This is a genomic window from Bartonella sp. TT110JLCBS, assembly GCF_042193405.1.
Lineage (GTDB): Bacteria > Pseudomonadota > Alphaproteobacteria > Rhizobiales > Rhizobiaceae > Bartonella.
In genome coordinates this window covers 247,604-270,407 of record NZ_JBHILT010000001.1, presented here as the reverse complement: position 1 = coordinate 270,407, position 22,804 = coordinate 247,604, and the positions used below count along the sequence as shown (strand labels likewise).

Genomic DNA, 22,804 nt, shown 5'->3' with positions numbered 1-22,804 from the left:
CTTCATTTTTCTAAGGAGAGGGACGTGCCCACTCTAATAATCATTACATTCTAACACGTTGAGTGTTACATCACCATGAAGCGGAATTCCAGACACGTAGAAATCCGTAGCACTTAAAGGATTGCTTTGGTGCGGATGGAGGGACTCGAACCCCCACGGTCTCCCGCCAGAACCTAAATCTGGTGCGTCTACCAATTTCGCCACATCCGCCAAACTGACAAGCTAATAACCTTATACAAACGGCGCTTCTATACCATTAATTAGAGAAAAAAAGCAAACAAATATATTAAAAAAACGAATATACATTATTCTCATAAATAACAAAAACAAAATCTATGCTTTTCATATACGGCTGCTTACGCTAAAAGTCGAGTATGCTAAAGACATTTGATACTCCAATCCATATCATCGGTGGCGGTCTTGCAGGATGTGAAGCAAGCTGGCAAATCGCTCAGTCAGGAATTCCTGTTATTTTGCATGAAATGCGACCCCAGAAAAAATCAGATGCCCATAAAACGGATAAATTGGCAGAACTGGTTTGTTCAAATTCATTTCGTTGCGATGATTCATCAACAAATGCCGTAGGACTTCTCCATGCTGAAATGCGATTAGCAAAATCGTTGATTATGAAAGCTGCTGATGCCAATAAAGTCCCCGCAGGGAGTGCCCTTGCTGTTGACCGTGATGGATTTTCAAAAATCGTTACAGCAGCACTCGAAAACCACCTTCTTATAACGATTAAACGTGAAGAAGTTCAAAAAATTCCTAAAGCTTGGAAACATGTTATCATCGCAACGGGTCCCCTTACCTCATCTGCACTTGCTCGAGAATTGCAAGCAATAACTGGAACAGAATCACTCTCTTTTTTTGATGCTATTGCACCTATTATCCATACCGATAGTATTGATACGAATATTTGTTGGTATCAGTCGCGCTATGATAAGATTGGCCCAGAGGGAACAGGAAAAGATTACCTTAATTGTCCCTTAAATAAAGAACAGTATGAAACATTCGTTCAAGCGTTAAAAAATGCAGATAAAACAGAGTTTCGTGACTTTGAAAAAACGCCCTATTTTGATGGATGCCTACCAATTGAAATTATGGCTGAGCGCGGACTTGAAACGTTAAGACATGGTCCTATGAAACCTATGGGCTTAACTAATGCCCATAATCCTACAGTTAAACCCTATGCTGTCGTTCAATTACGCCAAGACAATAAACTTGGAACGCTTTATAATATGGTCGGCTTTCAGACAAAACTGAAATATGGTGAACAAATTCGCATTTTTAGAATGATTCCCGGTCTTGAAAAAGCAGAGTTTGCGCGTCTTGGTGGTCTTCACCGCAATACCTACCTCAACTCGCCAATCATTCTTGATCAAACCCTTCGTTTAAAACAAACAAAACAACTACGCTTTGCAGGGCAAATTACCGGATGTGAAGGTTATGTAGAATCAGCGGCAATAGGACTTCTTGCTGGACGTTTTGCTGCTGCCGAATATCATCATATTTCTCCTTGCCTACCCCCACAAACTACAGCATTCGGAGCCCTTTTGAATCATATTACGGGGGGACACATCATAGATGAAAAAGCAGAAACACAGTCTTTTCAGCCAATGAATATCAATTTCGGACTTTTTCCCCCTATTGCTTCTATTAAACATTCAGGGAAACGTTTACCAAGTAAAGAAAAAAAATTAGTAAAAAAACAAGCCATAACAGCGAGAGCTCTCAATGATTGTACTCAGTGGTTAGCAGATAAAGAATCAAAGAGCTCCTGTTTATAAAAAACATACGATTCGCCTCTCACCTACTGAACAGATCTTTATGACTCTCATGAAAAAATCATTCTAAAGCCTTTTAAAGACTGTCTCCCCCAATCAATAAATACTACCTACATTTCATCATTTATTCAATTATGTAGGTGCTGCGAAAATAACTTTTTGCTATAAAAAGACTTTTACTGCTATCAACAATTTAATATGATTTAATGACTAAAAACAAAATAAGCATATAAATATATTATGAATAATCAAAAAAATAGATGAAAAATACACACATAATACTGTACTATCTTTATTAATAGTTTTTATATTACGTAATGTATATTATTTTATAAGAGTAATTTTTCTGTTTTTTAACTTCCTCCCTCAAAATTTGTGATATTCTCTTATTTTAACTCTTGTGTGATGAAGAAAAAACGCTCTCCTGCATATCACAAGTAAAATAAAGATATGGTACAAATATTTGCAGATAGAGCTGGAGCTATCTCTCCCCTCTCAAATGCCAAGAAAAATCACAATATTGAAAACCAAATCTGAATATCAAAAGATTCTTTCATTTCAGGCTCTCTAATAAATCAATAAAATTATCCTCTTGGTGCGTCACAAGAAAGGTTGGCGTATAAGTAAAAGAATAAAACTATCGCTTACGCACTCGTCTCAGATATCGGAGAGCTAGTCGCAACATTATAGGAACTGAGAAAAATAGATAATATGGTGGCACCAACATGCGCTTTTGTTAAGCGTAAATGGTAGTATATAATAACTTTTATAAACTTTACAGAGTTTTCCGCCTCATATTATTTACGGATCTTGTTTTGAAATAAATACCGTAACATTTCAGCGTAATAAAAGTTAATATTACATTTTATAAGCCATACCCGCGCTCAATTAATATAGTGCAATATTTTATGAAAAGACTAAAAACAATATATTTCCAGCAATACATGAAAATAAAAAGTATCGCAAAGATCTCAAAGTGTTATGTGAAAACGAGCATAACACATGTGTTAAAAAAACCCGATTTATTTATAAGCGGGTTTTTTTAATGTAGCTTAAATTATTTTTTATTAACTGCTTCTTTAAGGCTTTTTCCTGCAGAAAATTTTGGTACAGAACGTGCTGGAATATCGATTTCAGCACCAGTTGAAGGATTACGCCCCTTTGTTGCAGCACGATGAGAAACTTCAAAAGAGCCAAAACCTGGAAGACGAACATCTCCCCCTGAAGCCAAAGCTTCAGTTATAGAAGCCATAAAAGCATCAACAACAGCACCAGCTTGCGCTTTTGAAACACCTGCCTTTTCAGCAACGGAGCTAACCAATTCACTTTTATTCATAAAATATTTCCTTTCCCTATATTACCTGACAACATGACTTAATCATGTTATTGGTCAGTTTATTGAAAAGTACAGCAAACAGAAGTCTTATTTTTATCCAAAACATTGTTTTTTTAGCAATAATCACAGTTATTCACGGAATTTTTCACTTTTCCCAACAAAAAACAGAATAATAACCTCAAAAACGCCTTCTGCCACCTAAAAAATGCCGTTATAAATGAGATAAGTGAATCAGTGTGCAATCTGTATTCCTTCACTATCACTGCTCTCTGACCGGATTGGAACAGCCCCTGTAGAGGGTTCTTCCCATTCAATAGTATCTGGAAAACGAACCAAAGCGTGTTTCAAAACTTCACTCACATGATTTACCGGAATAATTTCCATATTATTTTTGACATCATCAGGAATATCAACCAAATCTTTTGCGTTTTCTTCAGGAATAAGTACTTTTTTTATCCCTCCTCGAAGAGCTGCTAAGAGTTTTTCTTTTAATCCACCAATGGGTAAAACGCGTCCACGTAAAGTAATTTCACCAGTCATTGCAATATCTTTATGCACAGCTACTCCTGTAAGGACCGAAACAATTGCTGTCACCATTGCAATCCCAGCAGAGGGGCCATCTTTTGGTGTCGCCCCTTCTGGAACATGAACATGGATATCGCGTTTTTCAAAAAGTGGAGGTTCAATACCAAAATCAACAGCACGAGAACGTACATAAGATGCTGCCGCTGAAATGGACTCTTTCATAATATCACGTAAATTTCCAGTTACAGTCATCTTACCTTTGCCGGGCATCATAACTCCTTCAATGGTCAATAACTCTCCGCCAACTTCTGTCCACGCAAGGCCTGTTACAACACCAATTTGATTTTCGCCTTCAATCTGATTGTAATGATAACGTTTAACACCCAAGAAATCATGAATATTACTTTCTGTAACTTTTACAGATTTTTGATGCGTTTTGAGAATTTTTGTAACGGATTTGCGGGAAATTTTCATGAGTTCACGTTCAAGGTTACGAACACCTGCCTCACGTGTGTAAAACTGAATAATTGACCTTAGTGCTCCATCAGAAATACTGAGTTCTTTTTTAGACAAACAGTGATCTTTTAGTGCTTTTGGTAAAAGATGCTGTTTAACAATTTCCATTTTCTCACATTCCGTATAACCAGCAATACGAATAATTTCCATACGATCCATTAATGGACCTGGAATATTAAGCGTATTGGCAGTTGTGATAAACATCACATCAGAAAGATCATATTCAACTTCCAAATAGTGATCAATGAATGTACTATTTTGTTCAGGATCAAGAACTTCTAATAAAGCGGATGAAGGATCGCCACGGAAATCTTGTCCCATTTTATCAATTTCATCAAGCAAGAAAAGCGGATTAGATTTTTTTGCTTTTTTCATAGACTGGATAATTTTTCCAGGCATCGAGCCAATATATGTTCGGCGATGTCCACGAATTTCTGCTTCATCTCGGACACCTCCCAATGAGATACGAACATACTCACGCCCCGTTGCCTTTGCAATAGAGCGCGCTAATGATGTTTTCCCTACACCAGGAGGACCTAACAAACAAATAATGGGACCTTTTATCTTTGACGCGCGACTTTGTACGGACAAATATTCAATAATTCGCTCCTTAACTTTTTCAAGACCAAAATGTTCATTATTCATGACCTTTTCAGCAAAATCTAAGTTGTTTTTAATCTTAGATTTTTTACCCCAAGGCATTGCTAATAACCAATCAAGATAGTTACGTACAACTGTCGCTTCTGCAGACATAGGAGACATATTCCGCAATTTCCTCAATTCTGCTCCAGCTTTTTCCTGTGCTTCCTTGGATAGTTTTGTATTCTTGATACGTTCCTCTAATTCAGAGAGTTCATCTCGGCTATCATCACTTGCTCCTAACTCTTTTTGAATAGCCTTCATCTGCTCATTGAGATAATATTCTCGTTGGTTTTTTTCCATTTGCCGTTTAACATGCGAACGAATACGTTTTTCAACCTGCAAAACAGAAATTTCTCCTTCCATGAAGGACAGAACACGTTCAAGACGGGCCCGTACAGGTAAGAGCTCTAATATTTCCTGTTTTTCAGCAAGTTTAATCATCAAATGAGAAGCAATCGTATCGGCAAGCTTAGAAGGATTATCAAGCTGGCCAATCGCATTCACAACTTCAGGAGAGATTTTTTTATTAAGCTTTACATAGTTTTCAAAATAAGCAATCACTGACCTTGAAAGAGCCTCAATCTCAACATCACTCTCTCTAGGTTCTTCTGTAACAGTTGCAAAAGCCTGATGATAACCTTCACTTAAAGCAAATTGACTAATTTTTGCACGTGCAGTTCCTTCAACCAAAACCTTTACAGTACCATCAGGAAGCTTTAAAAGTTGAAGAATATTAGCAAATGTACCAATATGATAAATATCCTCTGATTTTGGATCATCATCAGAAGCATTTTTTTGTGTCACCAATAGTATTTGCTTGTCAACCGCCATCGTTTCTTCAAGAGCACGAATTGATTTTTCGCGGCCCACAAAAAGTGGAACAATCATATGGGGGAAGACAACAATATCACGAAGAGGTAAAACAGCATAAACCCCATCTCTTACTTCATCTGTCTTTTCATCAATATATTGCATAATTCTCCTTTCTGGAGCCTATGAGCTATCTACAACAACCAGCCCACCTTTAGAAAACCTCAGCTCTTCACTGTACATGAAGTGGTCATTACTCATACATAAATCAAGCATTATAATGATATTATTAGAAATACCCATCAAATACCCTTCATTACCACCTTTTATATTGTGCATCGCACAATGTCATGCTGATACATTTTCTTTATCTTCTGCACGTTCTGAGTAAATATAAAGAGGACGCGCTTTCCCATCAACGACATCACTCGAAATAACCACTTTTTGAACGCCTTCAAGAGCCGGTAATTCAAACATCGTCTCAAGAAGGATCTTCTCCATAATAGAACGTAAACCGCGTGCGCCAGTTTTACGTTCAATTGCTTTCTTCGCAATAACACGCAAAGCATCTTCATGAAATGCTAACTCAACATTTTCCATTTCAAAAAGACGCTGATATTGCTTTACTAACGCATTTTTAGGTTGTGATAAAATTTGCACGAGAGCGTTAACGTCTAAATCCTCTAAGGTAGCCACTATAGGAAGACGCCCAATAAATTCTGGTATTAAACCAAATTTTATAAGATCTTCAGGCTCTAAATCACGAAAAATTTCACCAACACAACGCTCATCAGGAGCCTTAACGGTCGCAGAAAAACCAATAGAAGTTTTTTCACCACGCCCTGAAATAATCCGTTCTAAACCTGCAAAAGCCCCCCCACAAATGAATAAGATGTTTGTGGTGTCAACCTGAAGAAACTCTTGTTGCGGGTGCTTACGTCCACCTTGAGGAGGAACAGAAGCAATCGTTCCTTCCATAATTTTTAATAACGCTTGCTGAACTCCTTCCCCAGAAACATCTCTTGTAATAGAAGGATTATCTGCTTTACGAGAAATCTTATCAACCTCATCAATATAAACAATACCACGCTGCGCACGTTCAACATTATAATCCGCGGCTTGAAGAAGCTTTAAAATAATGTTTTCAACATCTTCTCCCACATAGCCTGCTTCAGTCAAAGTGGTTGCATCCGCCATCGTAAAAGGTACATCAATAATACGTGCTAATGTTTGTGCAAGATATGTTTTACCACATCCCGTTGGACCAACAAGAAGAATATTTGATTTCGCCAACTCAACATCATTGCTTTTAGACTGATGCGCCAACCGTTTATAATGATTATGAACAGCAACAGAAAGAACACGTTTTGCATGCTGCTGACCAATAACATAATCATCAAGAACTGTTATAATTTCCTGTGGCGTAGGAACACCATCACGCACCTTGACCCCTGAAGACTTATTTTCTTCCCGAATAATATCCGTGCAAAGCTCTACACATTCATCACAGATAAATACAGTAGGCCCCGCAATGAGCTTACGCACCTCATGCTGACTCTTGCCGCAGAACGAGCAATAGAGAGTATTTTTCGATTCGTTCCCGCTATTGCTAATTTTGCTCATTTTTCTTTCCTTTCACCACGATATATGAATACTTTGCCTTTTCAAAGGAAGCTTTTCATCATGAAAATCAAAAGACATATAGAAAACCATGCATGTCTCAATATTTTTAGGTGTTTCTTTTATTTTGCAATATTTTTATAAAACTCTTTGATTTAAAGTAGCTGTTTTTTCTATAAAAATTCTTAATCTTTTTCTTCTTTTTCAGTTTCTGCACGATATTGTATAACATCATCAACTAAGCCAAACGCTCTGGCTTCTTCTGCTGTCATAAAATGATCGCGATCGAGAGTTCTCTCTATAACCTCATAATCCTGACCCGTATGTTGGACATAAATTTCATTTAAACGCCGTTTCATCTTTATAATATCTTGCGCATGTCGCTCAATATCTGAAGCTTGACCTTGAAAACCTCCAGATGGTTGATGCACCATAATACGTGCGTTTGGCAATGTAAAACGATGACCTTTTGCTCCAGCTGTTAACAATAAAGACCCCATAGATGCCGCTTGCCCCATGCAAAGCGTAGAAACAGGAGGACGAATAAACTGCATAGTATCATAAATAGCCATACCAGATGTTACAACACCACCTGGAGAATTAATATAAAGACTAATTTCTTTTTTAGGATTTTCCGCTTCCAAGAAAAGCAATTGTGCACAAACAAGCATTGCCATACCATCTTCAACAGGACCATTAATAAAAATAATCCGCTCTTTTAAAAGACGGGAAAAAATATCATAGGCCCGTTCACCACGATTGGTTTGTTCAATAACCATAGGAACAAGGCTTAATGCTGTTTTCATTGGATCACTCATATTTTTACTTTCCGTTCATATAACAACCGCTCTTTACACATTCAATGTTTTTATCCATATGTTAACATTACTCTCTTGTGCAAGCTACAATCAAGAGCTGTTTAAGATAGATTAAAATCCTAATCATTAAAATAGCAATAATAACTCTACCTAAACAAATGATGAACATCCGGAATGCGAGATACCGCCCAATGGTAAAAACTTCCTTCCTGAGGTTTTTGCGTGGTCTTTGTCTTTCTGTGAATATAAAAGCCTATCAAGCGTGAATCTGTAAGCGGCTTGACGCCAAAAGCTGGTTCAAAAATACGTTCAGTCTTTCGCCCAGTCCAATAATAAAAAGTTTTCTTTTCCTTTGCTTCATGAAAAAAACCATATTGTTTTGCTAATCGTGAAATACCATCATTGCCAAATATTGTAACGCCAAGATTTCCCAGTAAAATCGGCATTTTTTTCCTCTTTAACCAGAACGGTCTCCAAACACGACGCTTAAACCCAAGCCAATGAGGAATAATTTCTGTGCCTGCCCAATAATCTTCAAATGTTTTTATAATAGGGTTATTGGGTGGAAAATAAAGTGCAGAAACGCCTACTCTGGTATTATTTTTCTTGCCAACCAAACCTTATCCGCATCTGGATGAAATTGTTTAACAAGGTAAACATCTGTATCTAACCAAACACCTTGTTGATATTTCATCAGCATAACACGAAAAAAAATCCGAGAACTGAATAATTGTACATCCTAGTTTATTGTCAGAAAAATCGGGATCAAGGCGATAAATTGCTGAGCGTGGTAAAATTGATTCGGCTTCATGCAACTCAACACCAACAGGGAGATTATCTATTTTTTTATCATAACTAAAAAGCTTAACGCGCTGTCCAGTTTTAACCATTGAGGACAAACAAAGCCTATCCACCAATCTTAATTGCCCACTATACCAAAAAGTACAAATATCCATATATATAATATATCAAAAATATTCTAAACTTACGCGAAAAAGTTGTTCAACATCACGAACACACTCAGCAAGAGAAAAAATCACTATTCTATCACCAGACAAAATACGCGTATCTGCCGAAAGCTGTATTATTGTCTTATTGCGATAAATTGCACCAATTCTCAAACCATCTGATAAATTGAGCTCTGATAATGACTTACCAACTAATGAAGATGTTTGCATCACTTCAGCTTCAATAATTTCTGCTCGTCCATTAAAAACTGAATGAACAGAACGAATACGCCCACGGCGCATTTGTTGCAAAATTCTCGATATTGTAACGCTATGGGGATTAAGATATGCATCCACACCAACAGCACGACTAAATTCTTGATAGGCAACATTATTAATCAATACCATATTGGCTTTGCAGCCCAATCTTTTAGCAATAATAGCGCTTAAGAGATTAACCTGATCTTGATTGGTCAATGTAATCATTAAATCAGACTGATCAATTCCCGCATCTTGAAGAATCACTGGATCTAACACGTTACCGTATAAAACTGTCGTTTTTTCAAGCTGATCAGCAATTGTGAGAGCTCTTTCTCTATGCGATTCTATAATCTTCAATTTTAATTTATGGAAACGCTTTTCAATAGCCTGTGCAACATAAAGGCCAATATGACCACCCCCTGCAATAATCATGCGGTGTGCATCTTGTTCTTTATGACCAAAAAGCCCAACAGCACGACGCATCTGTTCACGAGCAACAACAAGATAGGTTATATCACCAACGCGTAATTGCGTTTCTGAATGTGCAACCAATAATTCCGCGCCACGTTTAATAGCGGTAACCGTCGTATGAAGATCTGGAAAAAGCTCTGTTAATTGACGCAAAGGTGTATTAATAACTGGACAATCTTCCATGCATTCCAAGGCTAGTGCAACAATATCATCATTACAAAAATAAAGAACATCTATTGCACCAGGTAAAGCAATACGGCGCAAAACCATTTCCCCAACTTCAACTTCTGGCGAAATAACCACATCAATGGGAATATTCTCTCTGGAAAAAAGCGTCTTATAACGTGGTTCTAAATAAGATTGTGAGCGAATACGAGCAATTTTTGTGGGCACATTAAATAATGAATGTGCCACTTGGCAAGCTACCATATTGACTTCATCAAACAAAGTGACAGCAATCAACATATCTGCTTTGTCTGCATCTGCTGCCAAAAGAACTTCTGGCCGTGAGCCGTGACCAACAAAACCTCTCACATCCAATGTATCGCGAATCTTTTCAATTAATCTCGTTTCAATATCAATAACAGTAACATCGTGATTTTCAGCAGCAAGACGCTCTGCTATCCCATAACCAACCTGTCCTGCTCCACAAATAATAACACGCATCGCTTAAGAAACTCCAAGCGCTTTAAGTTTACGGTGCAAAGCTGAACGCTCCATGCCTATAAATTCAGCAGTACGTGATATATTTCCACCAAAACGCCCAATCTGCGCCACTAAATATCTCTTTTCAAACAATTCTCGAGCTTCACGTAACGGCAAATCCATAATACTTTCATCTGAATCCATTTGAAGGCGTGGCAAAGAATCACTTACTTCACTGGGAAGAAAGTCTGCTGTTATAGGACCATCACCATCCCGCACAAGAATAAGAAGACGCTCAATATTATTACGTAATTGCCGTACATTACCCGGCCAAGCGTGTGTTTGCAAAATAGCAATCACATCATCACTGATTGCACGTGGTTTAATCCCAACCTGCTGTGATATTGTTTTTACAAAATGATGGACAAGTTCTGGAATATCTTCACGACGTGCTGAAAGCGGCGGAACAACAATAGGAACAACAGAAAGACGGTGAAAAAGATCCTCCCTAAAGCGCCCATCAGAAATGAGGTTTTCAAGATTTTGCGCTGTCGAAGAAATGATACGGACATCCACCTTAACACGTTTTGTGCCGCCAATTCTCTCAAATGTTTGCCCCGTTAAAACCCGAAGAATCTTTCCTTGAGTCTCACGTGGCATATCAGCAACTTCATCAAGATATAAGATACCGCCATGAGCTTCCTCTAAGGCACCGATTTTACGCTCTCTTCCCTCCATTTCGCTGCCAAACAGCTCTATTTCCATTCTTTCGGGAGTAATCGTTGCTGCATTTATTGTAACAAATGGCCCATTTGAACGCGTTGAGAGCGCATGAATAGTTCGTGCAACAGTCTCTTTTCCTGCCCCTGAAGGACCTGTTATCATAATGCGACTATTGGTTGGTGCTACTTTTTCTATAATTTGACGCAAATTTTTTATAACTGTCGATTTTCCGAGCAACTCTAATGGCTCGTTCGAACGCTTGCGCAATTCTAAAAGCTCACGTTTTAAACTTGAATTTTCAAGTGTTCTTTCTGCAACCAATACAAGCCGATCAGCTTTAAAAGGTTTTTCAATGAAATCATATGCCCCTCGCTTTATAGCGGAAACAGCCGTCTCAATATTACCATGACCAGAGATCATAACGACCGGAAGAGCCGGATATTGTGTTTTAATTTCATCAAGCAGTGCTAAACCATCGAGACGACTACCCTGTAGCCAAATATCCAAAAAAATGAGCTTTGGAATACGCTCACTAATTTGAGCCAATGCTTCATCAGAGTTACAAGCAACACGCGTTTCATAACCTTCATCATCTAAAATACCAGCAACAAGCTCACGAATATCTGCTTCATCATCAACAATCAAGATATCTGATACCATACTATTCCCCTATCTTATGATTTATGGCTTGTATAATATTACCTTGCTTACCCCCATCCGCCGGAAATATCAAACGGATCATCGCACCACGACCTTCATAAAAACTCTCCGGTGCATCATGAAGCTCCATGAAACCACCGTGATCTTCAATAACTTTGCGCACAATGGCTAACCCAAGCCCTGTTCCTTTTTCCCGCGTTGTTATATAGGGTTCTAATAACTTTTGTCTTTGCTCTTTAGGAAGTCCTTTCCCGTTATCAACAACATCCACAACTACCCATTCTTCCTGACGATAAGAACGGACAAGAATATGACCGTGAATATTTTCCTCTCGCATAACTGAATCTATGGATTCGCTCGCGTTTTTGATAACATTGCAAAAAGCCTGTACAATGAGACGGTTATCAAATGCCCCCATAAGTGGTAGAGTTCCTAAATCTTGCTCAAAATGAATATCATGTCGCGTCACTTCTATCAAGAAACATGCTTCTCGCAACAATTCTCGTATATCTAAAATATGCATTTTCGGTTTGGGCATACGTGCAAAAGAAGAAAACTCATCAACCATACGTCCAATATCTCCAACCTGCCGAATAATTGTGTCAATACACCGCTCAAAAACCTCTCTATCTTGTGTAATAGCTTTGTTATAACGTTTACGAATGCGTTCAGCGGATAACTGAATAGGTGTAAGAGGATTTTTAATTTCGTGCGCAATACGCCGCGCAATATCCGCCCACGCCGCTGTACGTTGCGCGGCAACAAGGTCTGTAATATCATCAATTGTTAGAACCCAAGATTGCCCCTGTCCATCATCCTCCTCCATCGTAACTTGGACATTACAGACACGCTCTTTTCCTGCAACGTTTAAAGTGACCTGTTCACGATGGTTTTTACGATCTAATGAACGCACAAACTGAAAAACCTGCCAAATTTCAGCGCTTAAAGATAAAAGACTTTGTCCAACAACGTGCTCAGAGCGAATATCAAACATCGCTTCAATAGACCGATTGATAATGGTGATATCACCATTATCATCTATCCCCGCTACTCCCGCTGTTACACCCGATAACACTGCTTCAGAAAAACGCCGTCTTTCATCAATTTGATCACGCACTGCAATCAACTCATTACGCCGACTTTTCAATTCATTGACCATATAATTAAAAGTTTTGGATAATTGCCCAATATCTCCATCTTTTGCTCGTACTGGCACGAAAATTTCCATATTTCCAGAAGCAACATCATCGGCAGCACTAATAAGAAGACGAATAGGACGAACTAAGCGATCAGCAACAGCAATAGCAGCCCAAATAGCTGATAAGAATAAACTAAAAAAAAGACACAAATAAAGCATACCAAATGCAATCTGTGTCAGCAGGCGATTTTCATTTAAATCACGATAACGATCTGTATTAACTTCTGTCAAACGCAAAGCAGATAAAACACCTTTATCAACGTCACGCACCAAATATAAAAATGTGTTTGGAATGTTGGTAAATTTTAAAATAATACCAAAATAATCATGAACGCCTGGTTGAAAAGAAAAAGGTCTCGCACTGGTTGCACGTTCAATAAGATGAGAAGGAGGAATTGGCAGTTTATCTTCATCACCAAGAGCACTCGAGACAAAAATAGCGCCGCTAGAACTTAACAAAAATGCACCACGCAAATTGCGTCCTATAGCATGACGTGTCAATTGCATCTTATATTCAGCTGGATTACGTTCTAAGAGTTTTTTGTTATCAAGTGCAAGTGCCATCGCGTAGGATAAATTTTTTAAATTTTGAAGCATTTCATCTGCATAAGCATTTGCTAAATCAATAGAAGAGCCCACAATTTGGCGCGTTGTTGTATCAAACCATCGATCAAGTCCCAAATTTAGTGCTGGACCCGATACAAGAGCTACAGCAACAGCTGGCATTGTCGCAACAAGTGCAAACAATGAAATAAGGCGCACATGAAGACGCGATCCTGCACGCCTTGAACGCCAAGCACGAATGATCGGAATCATCTCATAAAAAACGATGACAATAAGCCCTAAAACCCAAAAACTATTAATCCCTATAAGAATAAGGGTTACTGTTCTACTGGGAACAACAGGAGTTAATCCAATAAGAATAATAAACGAAACAGAGGCCGTAAGTAAAGCCAATACAATAATTGTAATCCCTAAAAAAATATATACCTTACTTAAACGATACAACTCATCGTTATAAGTATTTTTATCTATGTCTTGAAGATTCGTCACAGATGTTATATTCGTCATGAGCTTACATACCCTTATCCCATTATTCTCATATAACCTTTTGTAGCAAAAATTGACAATACTAATACTACATTTAAAATAGGGCAAATACAGTCAATGAGAAAGAACTTCTACATTTTGCAAAATATCTTTAAAATAAGCTGCGTTCGACGATACTTTACGAAGGAAATGAGATGCGATTAACAAAACAAACAAATTATGCTCTTCGAATGCTCATGTATTGTGCAGATAATCAGGGAACTCTCTGTCGTGTTCCAGAAATTGCTAAAGCATATGCCGTTTCAGAACTTTTTTTATTTAAAATACTTCAGCTGCTTGTTCAAGCAGGTTTCATACAAACAGTGCGTGGACGCAATGGTGGAGTTAAATTGGCTAAACCTGCAGCAGAGATTTCAGTCGCTGATGTTGTAAAAGTAACAGAGGATAACTTTTCCCTAGCAGAATGTTTCGATACAGCAGAACCGACTTGCCCATTGATAGATTTTTGTGGTTTAAATACCGCACTTCAAAAAGCATTAAATGCTTTTTTTGAGGTGTTATCAGTGATATCTTTGGCTGATCTACAACGCCCCCCCTTTCAAAATCATTTTAAAATTAATGATAAAAGAGTAAACTAGGATTATAATATAAGGAGATTAAGTATTTCTATTGCAGCAATAATATTAGCCGCTGGACGCGGAGAAAGAGCAGAATCTCCACAAAAAATTCCAAAACAATATCGGCTTCTAGGACAAAAGCCGATCATTTATCATACCGTGCATTGTTTTTTGCAGCATCCAGCCATCACAACGATCATCCTCGTTATTCATCCAGAAGATCGTCAAATCTGTGAACAAGCTATTGGCGATTTTAAAGAGCGCCTTATTATCGTTGAAGGAGGTAATACTCGTCAAATTTCTACTTTACATGGACTTCAAGCCCTCAGAAAATTTCATCCAAAATATGTGCATATTCATGATGGTGCACGCCCCTTTATCGATAACAAACTCTTGGATAACATTCATACTACCGTTACTCCTCAAGAAGGTGTTCTTCCTGTTCTGCCCATCTCTGATACCCTTAAACGTATAAATAATCAGCATGTTTTAGAAACAATTCCCCGTACCCATCTTTATAGTGCACAAACTCCACAGTGTTTTCCCTTTGAACATATCTTAGCGGCCCATCAACAAGCAAAGAAATCTTGCAAACAAGAATTCACTGACGATTCTGCAATTGCCGAATGGTTTGGAATTCCTATGCTTACTGTTCTAGGTGACCCTCATAATATAAAAATTACATGGCATGAAGATTTTAATACTGCACATTTATATCTCCAAAAGAAAATGCAAATATTTCCTGATATTCGCACCGGCAATGGTTATGATGTTCATTCTTTTGAGGATGGAGATTTTCTTATATTATGTGGTATAAAAATCCCTTTTCATAAAAAATTAAATGGACACTCCGATGCGGATGTTGCTCTTCATGCATTAACAGATGCCCTTCTTGCAACTCAAGGTGCTGGAGATATCGGTACACATTTTCCTCCTTCTGATCCTCGATGGAAAAATGTATCATCAGAAATTTTTCTTCGTCATGCTCTTGGTATTCTAAAAAAAGCAGGTGGTCGTATCGCCAATGTTGATATCACAATTATCGCTGAAAATCCTAAAATTGGTCCCTATCGTCATGCCATGACAGAAAATCTTATGACAATACTTGCAATGACACCTGATCGAATCTCTATTAAAGCAACAACAAATGAAAAGCTCGGATTTATTGGTCGTGGTGAAGGAATTGCTGCTCTTGCAACAGTAAGCGTTCTTTATCCAGGAGAAATTCCCCAATGACATATTTTTGTGAAAAACAAGCACATGAAGTCCTTAATACCTTTCGTCAAAAAGGTTTGCTGTTAACAACTGTAGAGTCTTGTACAGGAGGGCTCATTGCTGCAAGCCTCACAAATATTGCGGGATCGTCAGATGTTCTTGATTGTGGATTTGTTGTTTATTCAAATGAATCTAAAACACGCTTGGTGGGCGTGTGTGCTGAACTTATAAAAACCTATGGTGCCGTTTCAAAAGAAGTTGCTCTTGCAATGGCTGAAGGTGGATTAAAACATTCACAAGCTGACATTGCAGTTTCTGTAACAGGAATTGCTGGTCCAGGAGGCGCAAGTCTCAATAAACCTATAGGACTTGTGCATTGCGCGGTTGCTTACAAAAATCACTCTCCCCAGCACAAAGAAATGCACTTTGCTCATCTTGAGCGCAATGCTATCCGCTATGCAACTGTTGAAAATGCTTTTAAAATGATTCTGGAAGTGCTTCACTGAATTCCCTACACCAATTTCAAAACTCTCTATTCCAAATTGAGTCTATAATCGTCAATCTTTTGAAAAAAATATCTTATTGTATCATAACTTGGATATATTGAATTAATCAAATTTATTCACTTGCACGCCACAAGAGAAAAAAACTGTATAAATAAAATAATTAAAGAAAGGGACACTCGTACCTCTCTCAAGTGCTACGAGCTGGCGCAATATCTTTGAGAGATGGCAAATAAATGGTGCAGGCTGACTTTTTCATAAGTGTACAGATGTGGATTTTATATACTTTTACGAAGGATCTATACTATTTATTATGAGCACTATTATGAAATGGGTATGACGCAAGCATGTTCTATTTGGGCGTTTTGTTTAACGAGTGTGCATCCATTAAAAAAGAGAGAAACAAAAGCATGAATCTGTGCATCATCTTCATCATTTAAAATGATATTCCTTCAATATGCTTTTGAAAGCTGAATTAAAAACAAATAGTAAAGATGAAAACCAGTTTTCACCTTCACGCTGTTTAAGCAATACGTATTGTTAAAAAATAACAGAATAGACTATGTTACCGTAGAGCCATAAATCTGATGCGCACGCTTCTCAAAAGCCTCGGTAAATTTACGAAACGCAATATCAAACATTGAGCCCATCACTAATCCAAGCGTTTTACTTTTAAATTCATAATCAATAAAAAACTCTACATTACATGCATTGGTATTCTCAATATCATGAAAGGCCCAACGATTTTCAAGATATTTGAATGGACCATCAATATATTTAACTTCTATAAGACTTTTTTCCGGCTGAAGAAATACTTGAGTCGTAAAAGTTTCACGAATAATCTTATAGCCAACGGTCATATCTGCAAGAAGCAATATTTTTTTTCCATATTCTTTTCGAGAACGTATTATTAAAGACTCACACATTGGTAAAAATTCAGGATAACGCTCAATATCTGAAACCAGATCAAACATTTCACTGGCACTATGGGTGATCTGCCGATGTATTGTAAAAATCGGCATAATTATCTCTGTAAGGAAAATTTTTCATCACGCGCTTTTTGCAAAATGGCAAAATCATCTCCAGCATGATGAGATGAACGCGTTAGAGGATTGGAGGCCATATGTAAAAATCCTTTTACTTTACCAATCTTGGCAAAAGACTCAAATTCTTCAGGAGGCACAAAACGAACAACTGGATGATGTTTTCGTGTAGGCTGCAAATATTGTCCAATTGTCATAAAGTCAACATCAGCAGCGCGCAAATCATCCATCAATTGCAAAACTTCATTTCGCTCCTCCCCGAGGCCAACCATAATTCCCGATTTTGTAAAAATTGTTGGATCAAGCTCTTTAACACGTTGTAATAAACGAATTGAATGAAAATAACGTGCCCCTGGACGGACCTTCAAATATTTAGAAGGAACTGTTTCTAAGTTATGATTAAAAACATCAGGCTTAGCAGCAACAACAACTTCTAAAGCGCCATCCTTATGACGAAAATCAGGTGTAAGAACTTCAATTGTTGTTTTAGGAGTTTTTTGACGAATCGCATAAATAACTTTTGCAAAATGCTCAGCACCACCATCAGCAAGATCATCACGATCAACAGATGTAATGACAACATGTTTTAATTCCATCCGTGCAACAGCATCAGCGACACGTTCTGGCTCATTATCATCAACGGCAAGTGGAATACCTGTTGCAACGTTACAAAAAGCACAAGCACGCGTACATATTTCACCTAAAATCATAAAGCTAGCATGCCTCTGGCTCCAACATTCGCCAATATTAGGACAACCAGCTTCTTCACATACAGTCACTAACTTATGCGTACGTACAATACCATGTGTTTCCTTATAAATTGGTGATGTTGGCGCTTTTACACGAATCCAATCTGGCTTTTTTTGAACGCTTGTATCAGGACGATGTGCCTTTTCAGGATGACGCAATCGTCTATTTGCAACTCTATCAACAACCGTAACCATTTAAGCCTTTGCCTTATAAATACGAAGTAACAATCAAAAATATAAAATTTTTCATACAATCCAGTCATCAAGCGTTTAAAACTTGACCATAAGCATCTAATACACTTTCTTTCATCATTTCCGATAAGGTCGGATGTGGAAAGACAGTATGCATTAATTCTTCTTCTGTTGTTTCAAGATTCATAGCAATAACAAAACCCTGTATCAATTCTGTTACCTCAGCCCCTACCATATGGGCCCCGAGAAGCTGTCCTGTTTTTTTATCAAAAATCGTTTTTACTAACCCCTGATCTTCACCCAAAGCAATCGCCTTACCATTCGCAGCAAAAGAATAACGACCAATACGTATATCATAACCTGCTTCTTTTGCTGCCGCTTCTGAAAGCCCTACAGAGGCAACCTGTGGTGTACAATATGTACACCCTGGAATTTTTCTTTTATCAAGTGGATGAGCGCTTTTCAAACCTGCAAGATGCTCAATACATATCACACCTTCTTCTTCTGCTTTATGGGCCAACATAGGAGGGCCTGCTACATCACCAATAGCATAAATACCTTCCACCCCCGTCCAACTCCATTCATCAGTTACAATGCAGCCGCGATCGGTTTTTATTCCCAAAGCTTCTAAACCAAGATTCTCAATATTACCTTGCACCCCAACAGCGGAAATCAACCGGTTAACAGTCATTGACTCTATTTTACCTTGAACATCAATATGTACACTTACAGAATCGGAAGATTTTTCAACCTTTGTTACTTTTGCTTGACGAAGAATGCGTAAACCTTTTTTCTCTAACTGTTTACGAGCAAACGTTGAAATTTCAATATCTTCAGCAGGCATGATATGGGGCATCATTTCAACAACAGTTACTGTCGCCCCCATATCATGATAAAAAGAAGCGAATTCAATGCCAATAGCCCCAGACCCTATAACCAAAAGCGATTTTGGCATTGCTGGCGGTATCATAGCTTCAAAATAAGTCCAAATGAGTTTTCCATCTGGCTCAATACCAGGAAGGACACGAGGACGTGCGCCCGTTGCAATAATGATATGCTTTGCTTGATAAGTTCCCTCCCCTAACGTCCCTTTAGGGACTGGATTTTGCGGTTGCATAATCGGTTTGGAGGATGAAGAAACCATAATTTCCGCAGGAAGGCTTCCCTTTGCTTCTTTAGTAAGCTTTGCTTCACCCCAGATAATATCAATTTTGTTTTTTTTCATTAAAAAACCAACACCAGCATTTAAACGTGCTGAAACACCCCGTGAACGTGCCACAACATCTTTGATGTTTGCCTCAATTGAACCATTAATTTTTAATCCATAATTTGTCGCATGTTCAGCAAAATGTTTCATTTCCGCTGAACGTAGAAGAGCCTTTGTTGGAATACATCCCCAATTTAAACAGATCCCTCCCAAATGTTCACGTTCGACAATCGCAGTCTTAAAGCCACATTGTGCTGCACGAATTGCGGTTACATATCCGCCTGGACCTGATCCAATCACAATTACATCATAAAGATTTACCACAGTAATTCCTCCATGGATATATATAAAATGGATATGCATTTTTTGAACTTAAGTCTGTAAAAAAACATGAGAGAATTATCTTATGTCTTTGCTTTAAGCTTCACGCAAATGCTTTATCCAAACCAGAAATAGCAATAACATTGCTCTTTAAACTCTTTAAATTTGTTTCTATTCTCTTAACACGCTTTCTCACAATTTACGTGAAGAACTGTTAAACAGTTCAAACCAACATTGCTAATGGATTTTCAATCATCTTCTTAAAAGTCCGCGCGAGCTCTGCTGCTAAAGCACCATCGACAGCACGATGATCCGCAGAAAGCGTAACTGACATAACTGTCGCAACAACTAATGCACCATTTTTAACAACGGCGCGTTGCTCCCCTGCACCAATCGCAAAAATCGTCGCATGCGGTGGATTAAGAATAGCCGAAAAACTTTTTATACCATACATCCCCATATTTGATACAGCTGTTGTTCCACCCTGATATTCTTCCATTTTTAACTTGCCCTCGCGCGCACGCTTTGCAAAATCCTTCATCTCTTTGGAAATAAGTGATAACGGCTTTTCCTCTGCATGGCGAATAATCGGTGTAATTAATCCATTGGGAATAGAAACAGCAACCCCAACATCACAATGTTTATGATGAAGCATCCCGCCTTCAAGCCAAGAAACATTCGCATCAGGAACCGCTTTCAAAGAAAGTGCGACAGCTTTGATCACCATATCATTAACAGAAAGCTTATAAGTAGGCTGAGTTTCTTCCTGCCCCTTAACCATTGGAGCAGCAGCATTTAGTTGTGTACGCAGTGCTAATAGCGCATCAAGTTCACAATCTACCGTTACATAGAAATGTGGGACTCTCTGTTTTGATTCCACCAAACGTGTCGCGATTGTTTTACGCATATTATTATGGGGAGCGAAGCTATATTCATCCTCTTTGAAGAGTTTCAATATCTGTTTGTCCGAAGCACCTGTAGCTATTAGCTCCCCTATCGATGATGAATAAGACACTTTAGACATATCGCTGCTCACAGCTTTTTCTATATCGCGCTTAATAATACGCCCATGCGGACCACTTCCAGAAATAAGGGATAAATCAAGACCTGCCTGAGATGCTAATCGCCGCGCTAAGGGAGAGGCAAAAAGACGAGCTTCCTTTTTATCTTGCTGTATTAATTGCCCAGTTGATGATTCATGAGACATTTTTATTCCCTTTGAGTCCGTCTGTTTCAAAGAATCTGTCTGTTTGATGCCCTCTGGTTTTTGTCTTGTAGAAGAAGAGATTTCTTCTGTAACTTTTGCAGCTTCAGCTAAATCTTCACCTTCTTCTGCTAAAACAACAATTAAAGCATTTACTTTAACGCCTTGTGTTCCAGCAGGAACAACAATTTTAGCAACCCTACCTTCATCAACGGCTTCGACTTCCATTGTCGCTTTATCCGTCTCAATTTCAGCAATAACATCACCAGAGGAAACCTTATCTCCCTCCTTAATATTCCATTTTGTTAAATTTCCCTCTTCCATCGTAGGGGAAAGCGCTGGCATTGTAATTTTAATGGGCATTATGCTTTCCTCCGTTATGCTCTGTATGTCACAGCCTTAACGGCCTCAATAATTTCAGCAGTATTAGGCAAAGCCAACTTTTCAAGATTAGCGGCATAAGGCATCGGAACATCTTTACCAGAAATCGTAGCAATTGGCGCATCAAGATAGTCAAAAGCCTGCTGCATAACACGCGTTGCTATTTCAGTTCCTACGGATGACTGAGGAAATCCCTCTTCAATTGTGACCAAACGACCTGTTTTTTTAACTGAAGAAAGAATTGTTGGAAGATCCATCGGGCGAATGGTTCGTAAATCAATCAATTCAACATCAATACCAAGTTTTTCAATTTCTGGTAACGCTTGAACAGCATAATGCATCCCAATTCCACATGCAACAATTGTCACATCTTGTCCAGACTTATGAATACGTGCCTTACCAATAGGCAAAAGAAAATCATCCAGTTGAGGAACATCAAATTGATGCCCGTACAAAATCTCATTTTCAAGAAAAATAACAGGATTATCATCACGAATAGCCGCTTTCAGCAAACCTTTTGCATCTGCAGCGCTATAAGGCATAACAACTTTCAGACCTGGTATATGACTATACCATGCAGCATAACATTGAGAATGTTGAGCACCAACACGGGCAGCCGCGCCATTGGGACCACGGAAAACCATAGGAGCGGTCATTTGTCCACCAGACATATAACGTGTTTTGGCTGCAGAGTTAATAATTTGATCCATCGCCTGCATCGCAAAATTAAATGTCATAAACTCAACAATGGGACGTAACCCACCAAAAGCAGCCCCGACAGCCAACCCAGCAAAGCCGTGCTCTGTAATGGGGGTATCAATAACTCGGCGTTCTCCGAATTCTTCCAACAAACCTTGACTAACCTTATAGGCGCCTTGATATTGCGCGACTTCTTCCCCCATAAGAAAAACTGTTTCATCACGTCGCATTTCTTCAGCCAAAGCCTGATTAAGCGCTTCACGAACTGTCATTGTAACCATTTGTGTTCCAGCTGGAATATCAAAATCAGGAGGCGTATCAAAAGATGGAGACTGCGGAACTGACGAAGGAAGAGAAAAAGGAGTTTCTTTAGTTTTTTGTGCTGTATCAATAGGTTGCGAAATATCCTCAGCACGCTCACCTTCTTCTAACAAAGTCGCAATAACAGTGTTAACCTTTACGCCTTCTGAACCTTCAGGAATAAAAATTTTACCAAGAGTACCTTCATCAACGGCCTCTACTTCCATTGTCGCCTTATCCGTTTCAATTTCAGCAATAACATCGCCAGAGCTAACCTTATCACCTTCTCTCTTAAGCCATTTAGACAGTTTACCTTCTTCCATGGTTGGCGAAAGCGCCGGCATCAAAATATCAATAGACATACTTG

Annotated in this window: 16 protein-coding genes, 1 tRNA gene and 1 pseudogene; 4 read left to right on the top strand and 14 right to left on the bottom strand. The window is 38.5% G+C overall.

Going from position 1 to position 22,804, the window contains the following annotated elements:
• Positions 1-127: 127 nt before the first annotated feature.
• Positions 128-210: transfer RNA gene (locus ACFILW_RS01120), tRNA-Leu, on the bottom strand.
• 164 nt (positions 211-374) lie between these two features.
• On the opposite strand from ACFILW_RS01120, the gene trmFO reads away from it, so the two are divergent.
• Entirely contained in the window at positions 375-1,787 is a 1,413-nt protein-coding gene (gene trmFO / locus ACFILW_RS01115) for a methylenetetrahydrofolate--tRNA-(uracil(54)-C(5))-methyltransferase (FADH(2)-oxidizing) TrmFO (protein ID WP_375684937.1), read from the top strand.
• A 1,054-nt stretch (positions 1,788-2,841) separates the two neighbouring features.
• Here trmFO and ACFILW_RS01110 read toward each other — a convergent pair.
• From ACFILW_RS01110 to ACFILW_RS01075, 8 genes and pseudogenes are all read right to left on the bottom strand, one after another.
• Positions 2,842-3,120, bottom strand: a complete 279-nt coding sequence (locus ACFILW_RS01110) for an HU family DNA-binding protein (protein ID WP_120122030.1) — start codon at positions 3,118-3,120, stop codon at positions 2,842-2,844.
• A 231-nt stretch (positions 3,121-3,351) separates the two neighbouring features.
• Positions 3,352-5,778 carry an endopeptidase La gene (gene lon / locus ACFILW_RS01105; RefSeq protein ID WP_375684936.1) on the bottom strand — a complete coding sequence of 809 codons (2,427 nt, stop codon included), beginning with the start codon at positions 5,776-5,778 and terminating at the stop codon, positions 3,352-3,354.
• Positions 5,779-5,961: 183 nt separating this feature from the next.
• Positions 5,962-7,236: an ATP-dependent Clp protease ATP-binding subunit ClpX gene (clpX, locus tag ACFILW_RS01100; RefSeq protein WP_375622148.1), complete on the bottom strand. Its 1,275-nt coding sequence runs from the start codon at positions 7,234-7,236 to the stop codon at positions 5,962-5,964.
• A 182-nt stretch (positions 7,237-7,418) separates the two neighbouring features.
• Positions 7,419-8,051: an ATP-dependent Clp endopeptidase proteolytic subunit ClpP gene (clpP, locus tag ACFILW_RS01095; RefSeq protein ID WP_375622149.1), complete on the bottom strand. Its 633-nt coding sequence runs from the start codon at positions 8,049-8,051 to the stop codon at positions 7,419-7,421.
• Positions 8,052-8,197: 146 nt separating this feature from the next.
• Positions 8,198-9,007 (bottom strand): annotated as a pseudogene (locus tag ACFILW_RS01090) (hypothetical protein).
• A gap of 12 nt (positions 9,008-9,019) precedes the next feature.
• Positions 9,020-10,396, bottom strand: a complete 1,377-nt coding sequence (trkA, locus tag ACFILW_RS01085; RefSeq protein ID WP_375622151.1) for a Trk system potassium transporter TrkA — start codon at positions 10,394-10,396, stop codon at positions 9,020-9,022.
• Positions 10,397-10,399: 3 nt separating this feature from the next.
• Positions 10,400-11,758 carry a sigma-54-dependent transcriptional regulator gene (locus ACFILW_RS01080; RefSeq protein ID WP_375622152.1) on the bottom strand — a complete coding sequence of 453 codons (1,359 nt, stop codon included), beginning with the start codon at positions 11,756-11,758 and terminating at the stop codon, positions 10,400-10,402.
• A gap of 1 nt (position 11,759) precedes the next feature.
• A complete protein-coding gene (locus ACFILW_RS01075; RefSeq protein WP_375622153.1) occupies positions 11,760-14,027 on the bottom strand; it encodes an ATP-binding protein in 2,268 nt (755 codons plus the stop codon).
• 173 nt (positions 14,028-14,200) lie between these two features.
• Between ACFILW_RS01075 and rirA the strand changes: the two genes are divergently transcribed.
• From rirA to ACFILW_RS01060, 3 genes are read left to right on the top strand one after another with little or no spacing between them, the layout of a single operon-like run.
• On the top strand, positions 14,201-14,644 hold the full coding sequence (gene rirA / locus ACFILW_RS01070) for an iron-responsive transcriptional regulator RirA (protein ID WP_375622154.1): 444 nt from the start codon (positions 14,201-14,203) through the stop codon (positions 14,642-14,644).
• Between the two features lie 24 nt (positions 14,645-14,668).
• Complete coding sequence (locus ACFILW_RS01065; RefSeq protein ID WP_375622328.1) at positions 14,669-15,859, top strand: bifunctional 2-C-methyl-D-erythritol 4-phosphate cytidylyltransferase/2-C-methyl-D-erythritol 2,4-cyclodiphosphate synthase; 1,191 nt, start codon at positions 14,669-14,671, stop codon at positions 15,857-15,859.
• The gene (locus ACFILW_RS01060) at positions 15,856-16,344 is read left to right on the top strand and encodes a CinA family protein (RefSeq protein ID WP_375622155.1); all 489 of its coding nucleotides are present in this window, start codon (positions 15,856-15,858) and stop codon (positions 16,342-16,344) included. Before ACFILW_RS01065 ends, ACFILW_RS01060 begins: the two co-directional genes overlap by 4 nt.
• A 557-nt stretch (positions 16,345-16,901) precedes the next feature.
• Here ACFILW_RS01060 and ACFILW_RS01055 read toward each other — a convergent pair.
• The 5 genes from ACFILW_RS01055 to ACFILW_RS01035 all read right to left on the bottom strand — a co-directional run bounded on the left by ACFILW_RS01055 (position 16,902) and on the right by ACFILW_RS01035 (position 22,799).
• Positions 16,902-17,363: a type II toxin-antitoxin system RatA family toxin gene (locus ACFILW_RS01055; protein WP_273791149.1), complete on the bottom strand. Its 462-nt coding sequence runs from the start codon at positions 17,361-17,363 to the stop codon at positions 16,902-16,904.
• Positions 17,364-17,365: 2 nt separating this feature from the next.
• A complete protein-coding gene (gene lipA / locus ACFILW_RS01050) occupies positions 17,366-18,328 on the bottom strand; it encodes a lipoyl synthase (RefSeq protein ID WP_375611273.1) in 963 nt (320 codons plus the stop codon).
• Positions 18,329-18,395: 67 nt separating this feature from the next.
• A complete protein-coding gene (lpdA, locus tag ACFILW_RS01045; RefSeq protein ID WP_375677128.1) occupies positions 18,396-19,856 on the bottom strand; it encodes a dihydrolipoyl dehydrogenase in 1,461 nt (486 codons plus the stop codon).
• A gap of 220 nt (positions 19,857-20,076) precedes the next feature.
• Positions 20,077-21,420 (bottom strand): pyruvate dehydrogenase complex dihydrolipoamide acetyltransferase, encoded by a 1,344-nt coding sequence (locus tag ACFILW_RS01040; protein ID WP_375684935.1) that lies wholly within the window; start codon positions 21,418-21,420, stop codon positions 20,077-20,079.
• Between the two features lie 14 nt (positions 21,421-21,434).
• Positions 21,435-22,799 carry a pyruvate dehydrogenase complex E1 component subunit beta gene (locus tag ACFILW_RS01035; RefSeq protein ID WP_375622160.1) on the bottom strand — a complete coding sequence of 455 codons (1,365 nt, stop codon included), beginning with the start codon at positions 22,797-22,799 and terminating at the stop codon, positions 21,435-21,437.
• Positions 22,800-22,804 lie beyond the last annotated feature (5 nt).

Excerpts from the sequence above, each read along its gene's own strand:
- trmFO (WP_375684937.1), top strand. The coding sequence starts at position 375 with ATGCTAAAGACATTTGATACTCCAATCCATATCATCGGTGGCGGTCTT.
- ACFILW_RS01110 (WP_120122030.1), bottom strand. The coding sequence starts at position 3,120 with ATGAATAAAAGTGAATTGGTTAGCTCCGTTGCTGAAAAGGCAGGTGTT.
- lon (WP_375684936.1), bottom strand. The coding sequence starts at position 5,778 with ATGCAATATATTGATGAAAAGACAGATGAAGTAAGAGATGGGGTTTAT.
- clpX (WP_375622148.1), bottom strand. The coding sequence starts at position 7,236 with ATGAGCAAAATTAGCAATAGCGGGAACGAATCGAAAAATACTCTCTAT.
- clpP (WP_375622149.1), bottom strand. The coding sequence starts at position 8,051 with ATGAGTGATCCAATGAAAACAGCATTAAGCCTTGTTCCTATGGTTATT.
- trkA (WP_375622151.1), bottom strand. The coding sequence starts at position 10,396 with ATGCGTGTTATTATTTGTGGAGCAGGACAGGTTGGTTATGGGATAGCA.
- ACFILW_RS01080 (WP_375622152.1), bottom strand. The coding sequence starts at position 11,758 with ATGGTATCAGATATCTTGATTGTTGATGATGAAGCAGATATTCGTGAG.
- ACFILW_RS01075 (WP_375622153.1), bottom strand. The coding sequence starts at position 14,027 with ATGACGAATATAACATCTGTGACGAATCTTCAAGACATAGATAAAAAT.
- rirA (WP_375622154.1), top strand. The coding sequence starts at position 14,201 with ATGCGATTAACAAAACAAACAAATTATGCTCTTCGAATGCTCATGTAT.
- ACFILW_RS01060 (WP_375622155.1), top strand. The coding sequence starts at position 15,856 with ATGACATATTTTTGTGAAAAACAAGCACATGAAGTCCTTAATACCTTT.
- ACFILW_RS01055 (WP_273791149.1), bottom strand. The coding sequence starts at position 17,363 with ATGCCGATTTTTACAATACATCGGCAGATCACCCATAGTGCCAGTGAA.
- lipA (WP_375611273.1), bottom strand. The coding sequence starts at position 18,328 with ATGGTTACGGTTGTTGATAGAGTTGCAAATAGACGATTGCGTCATCCT.
- ACFILW_RS01040 (WP_375684935.1), bottom strand. The coding sequence starts at position 21,420 with ATGCCCATTAAAATTACAATGCCAGCGCTTTCCCCTACGATGGAAGAG.
- ACFILW_RS01035 (WP_375622160.1), bottom strand. The coding sequence starts at position 22,799 with ATGTCTATTGATATTTTGATGCCGGCGCTTTCGCCAACCATGGAAGAA.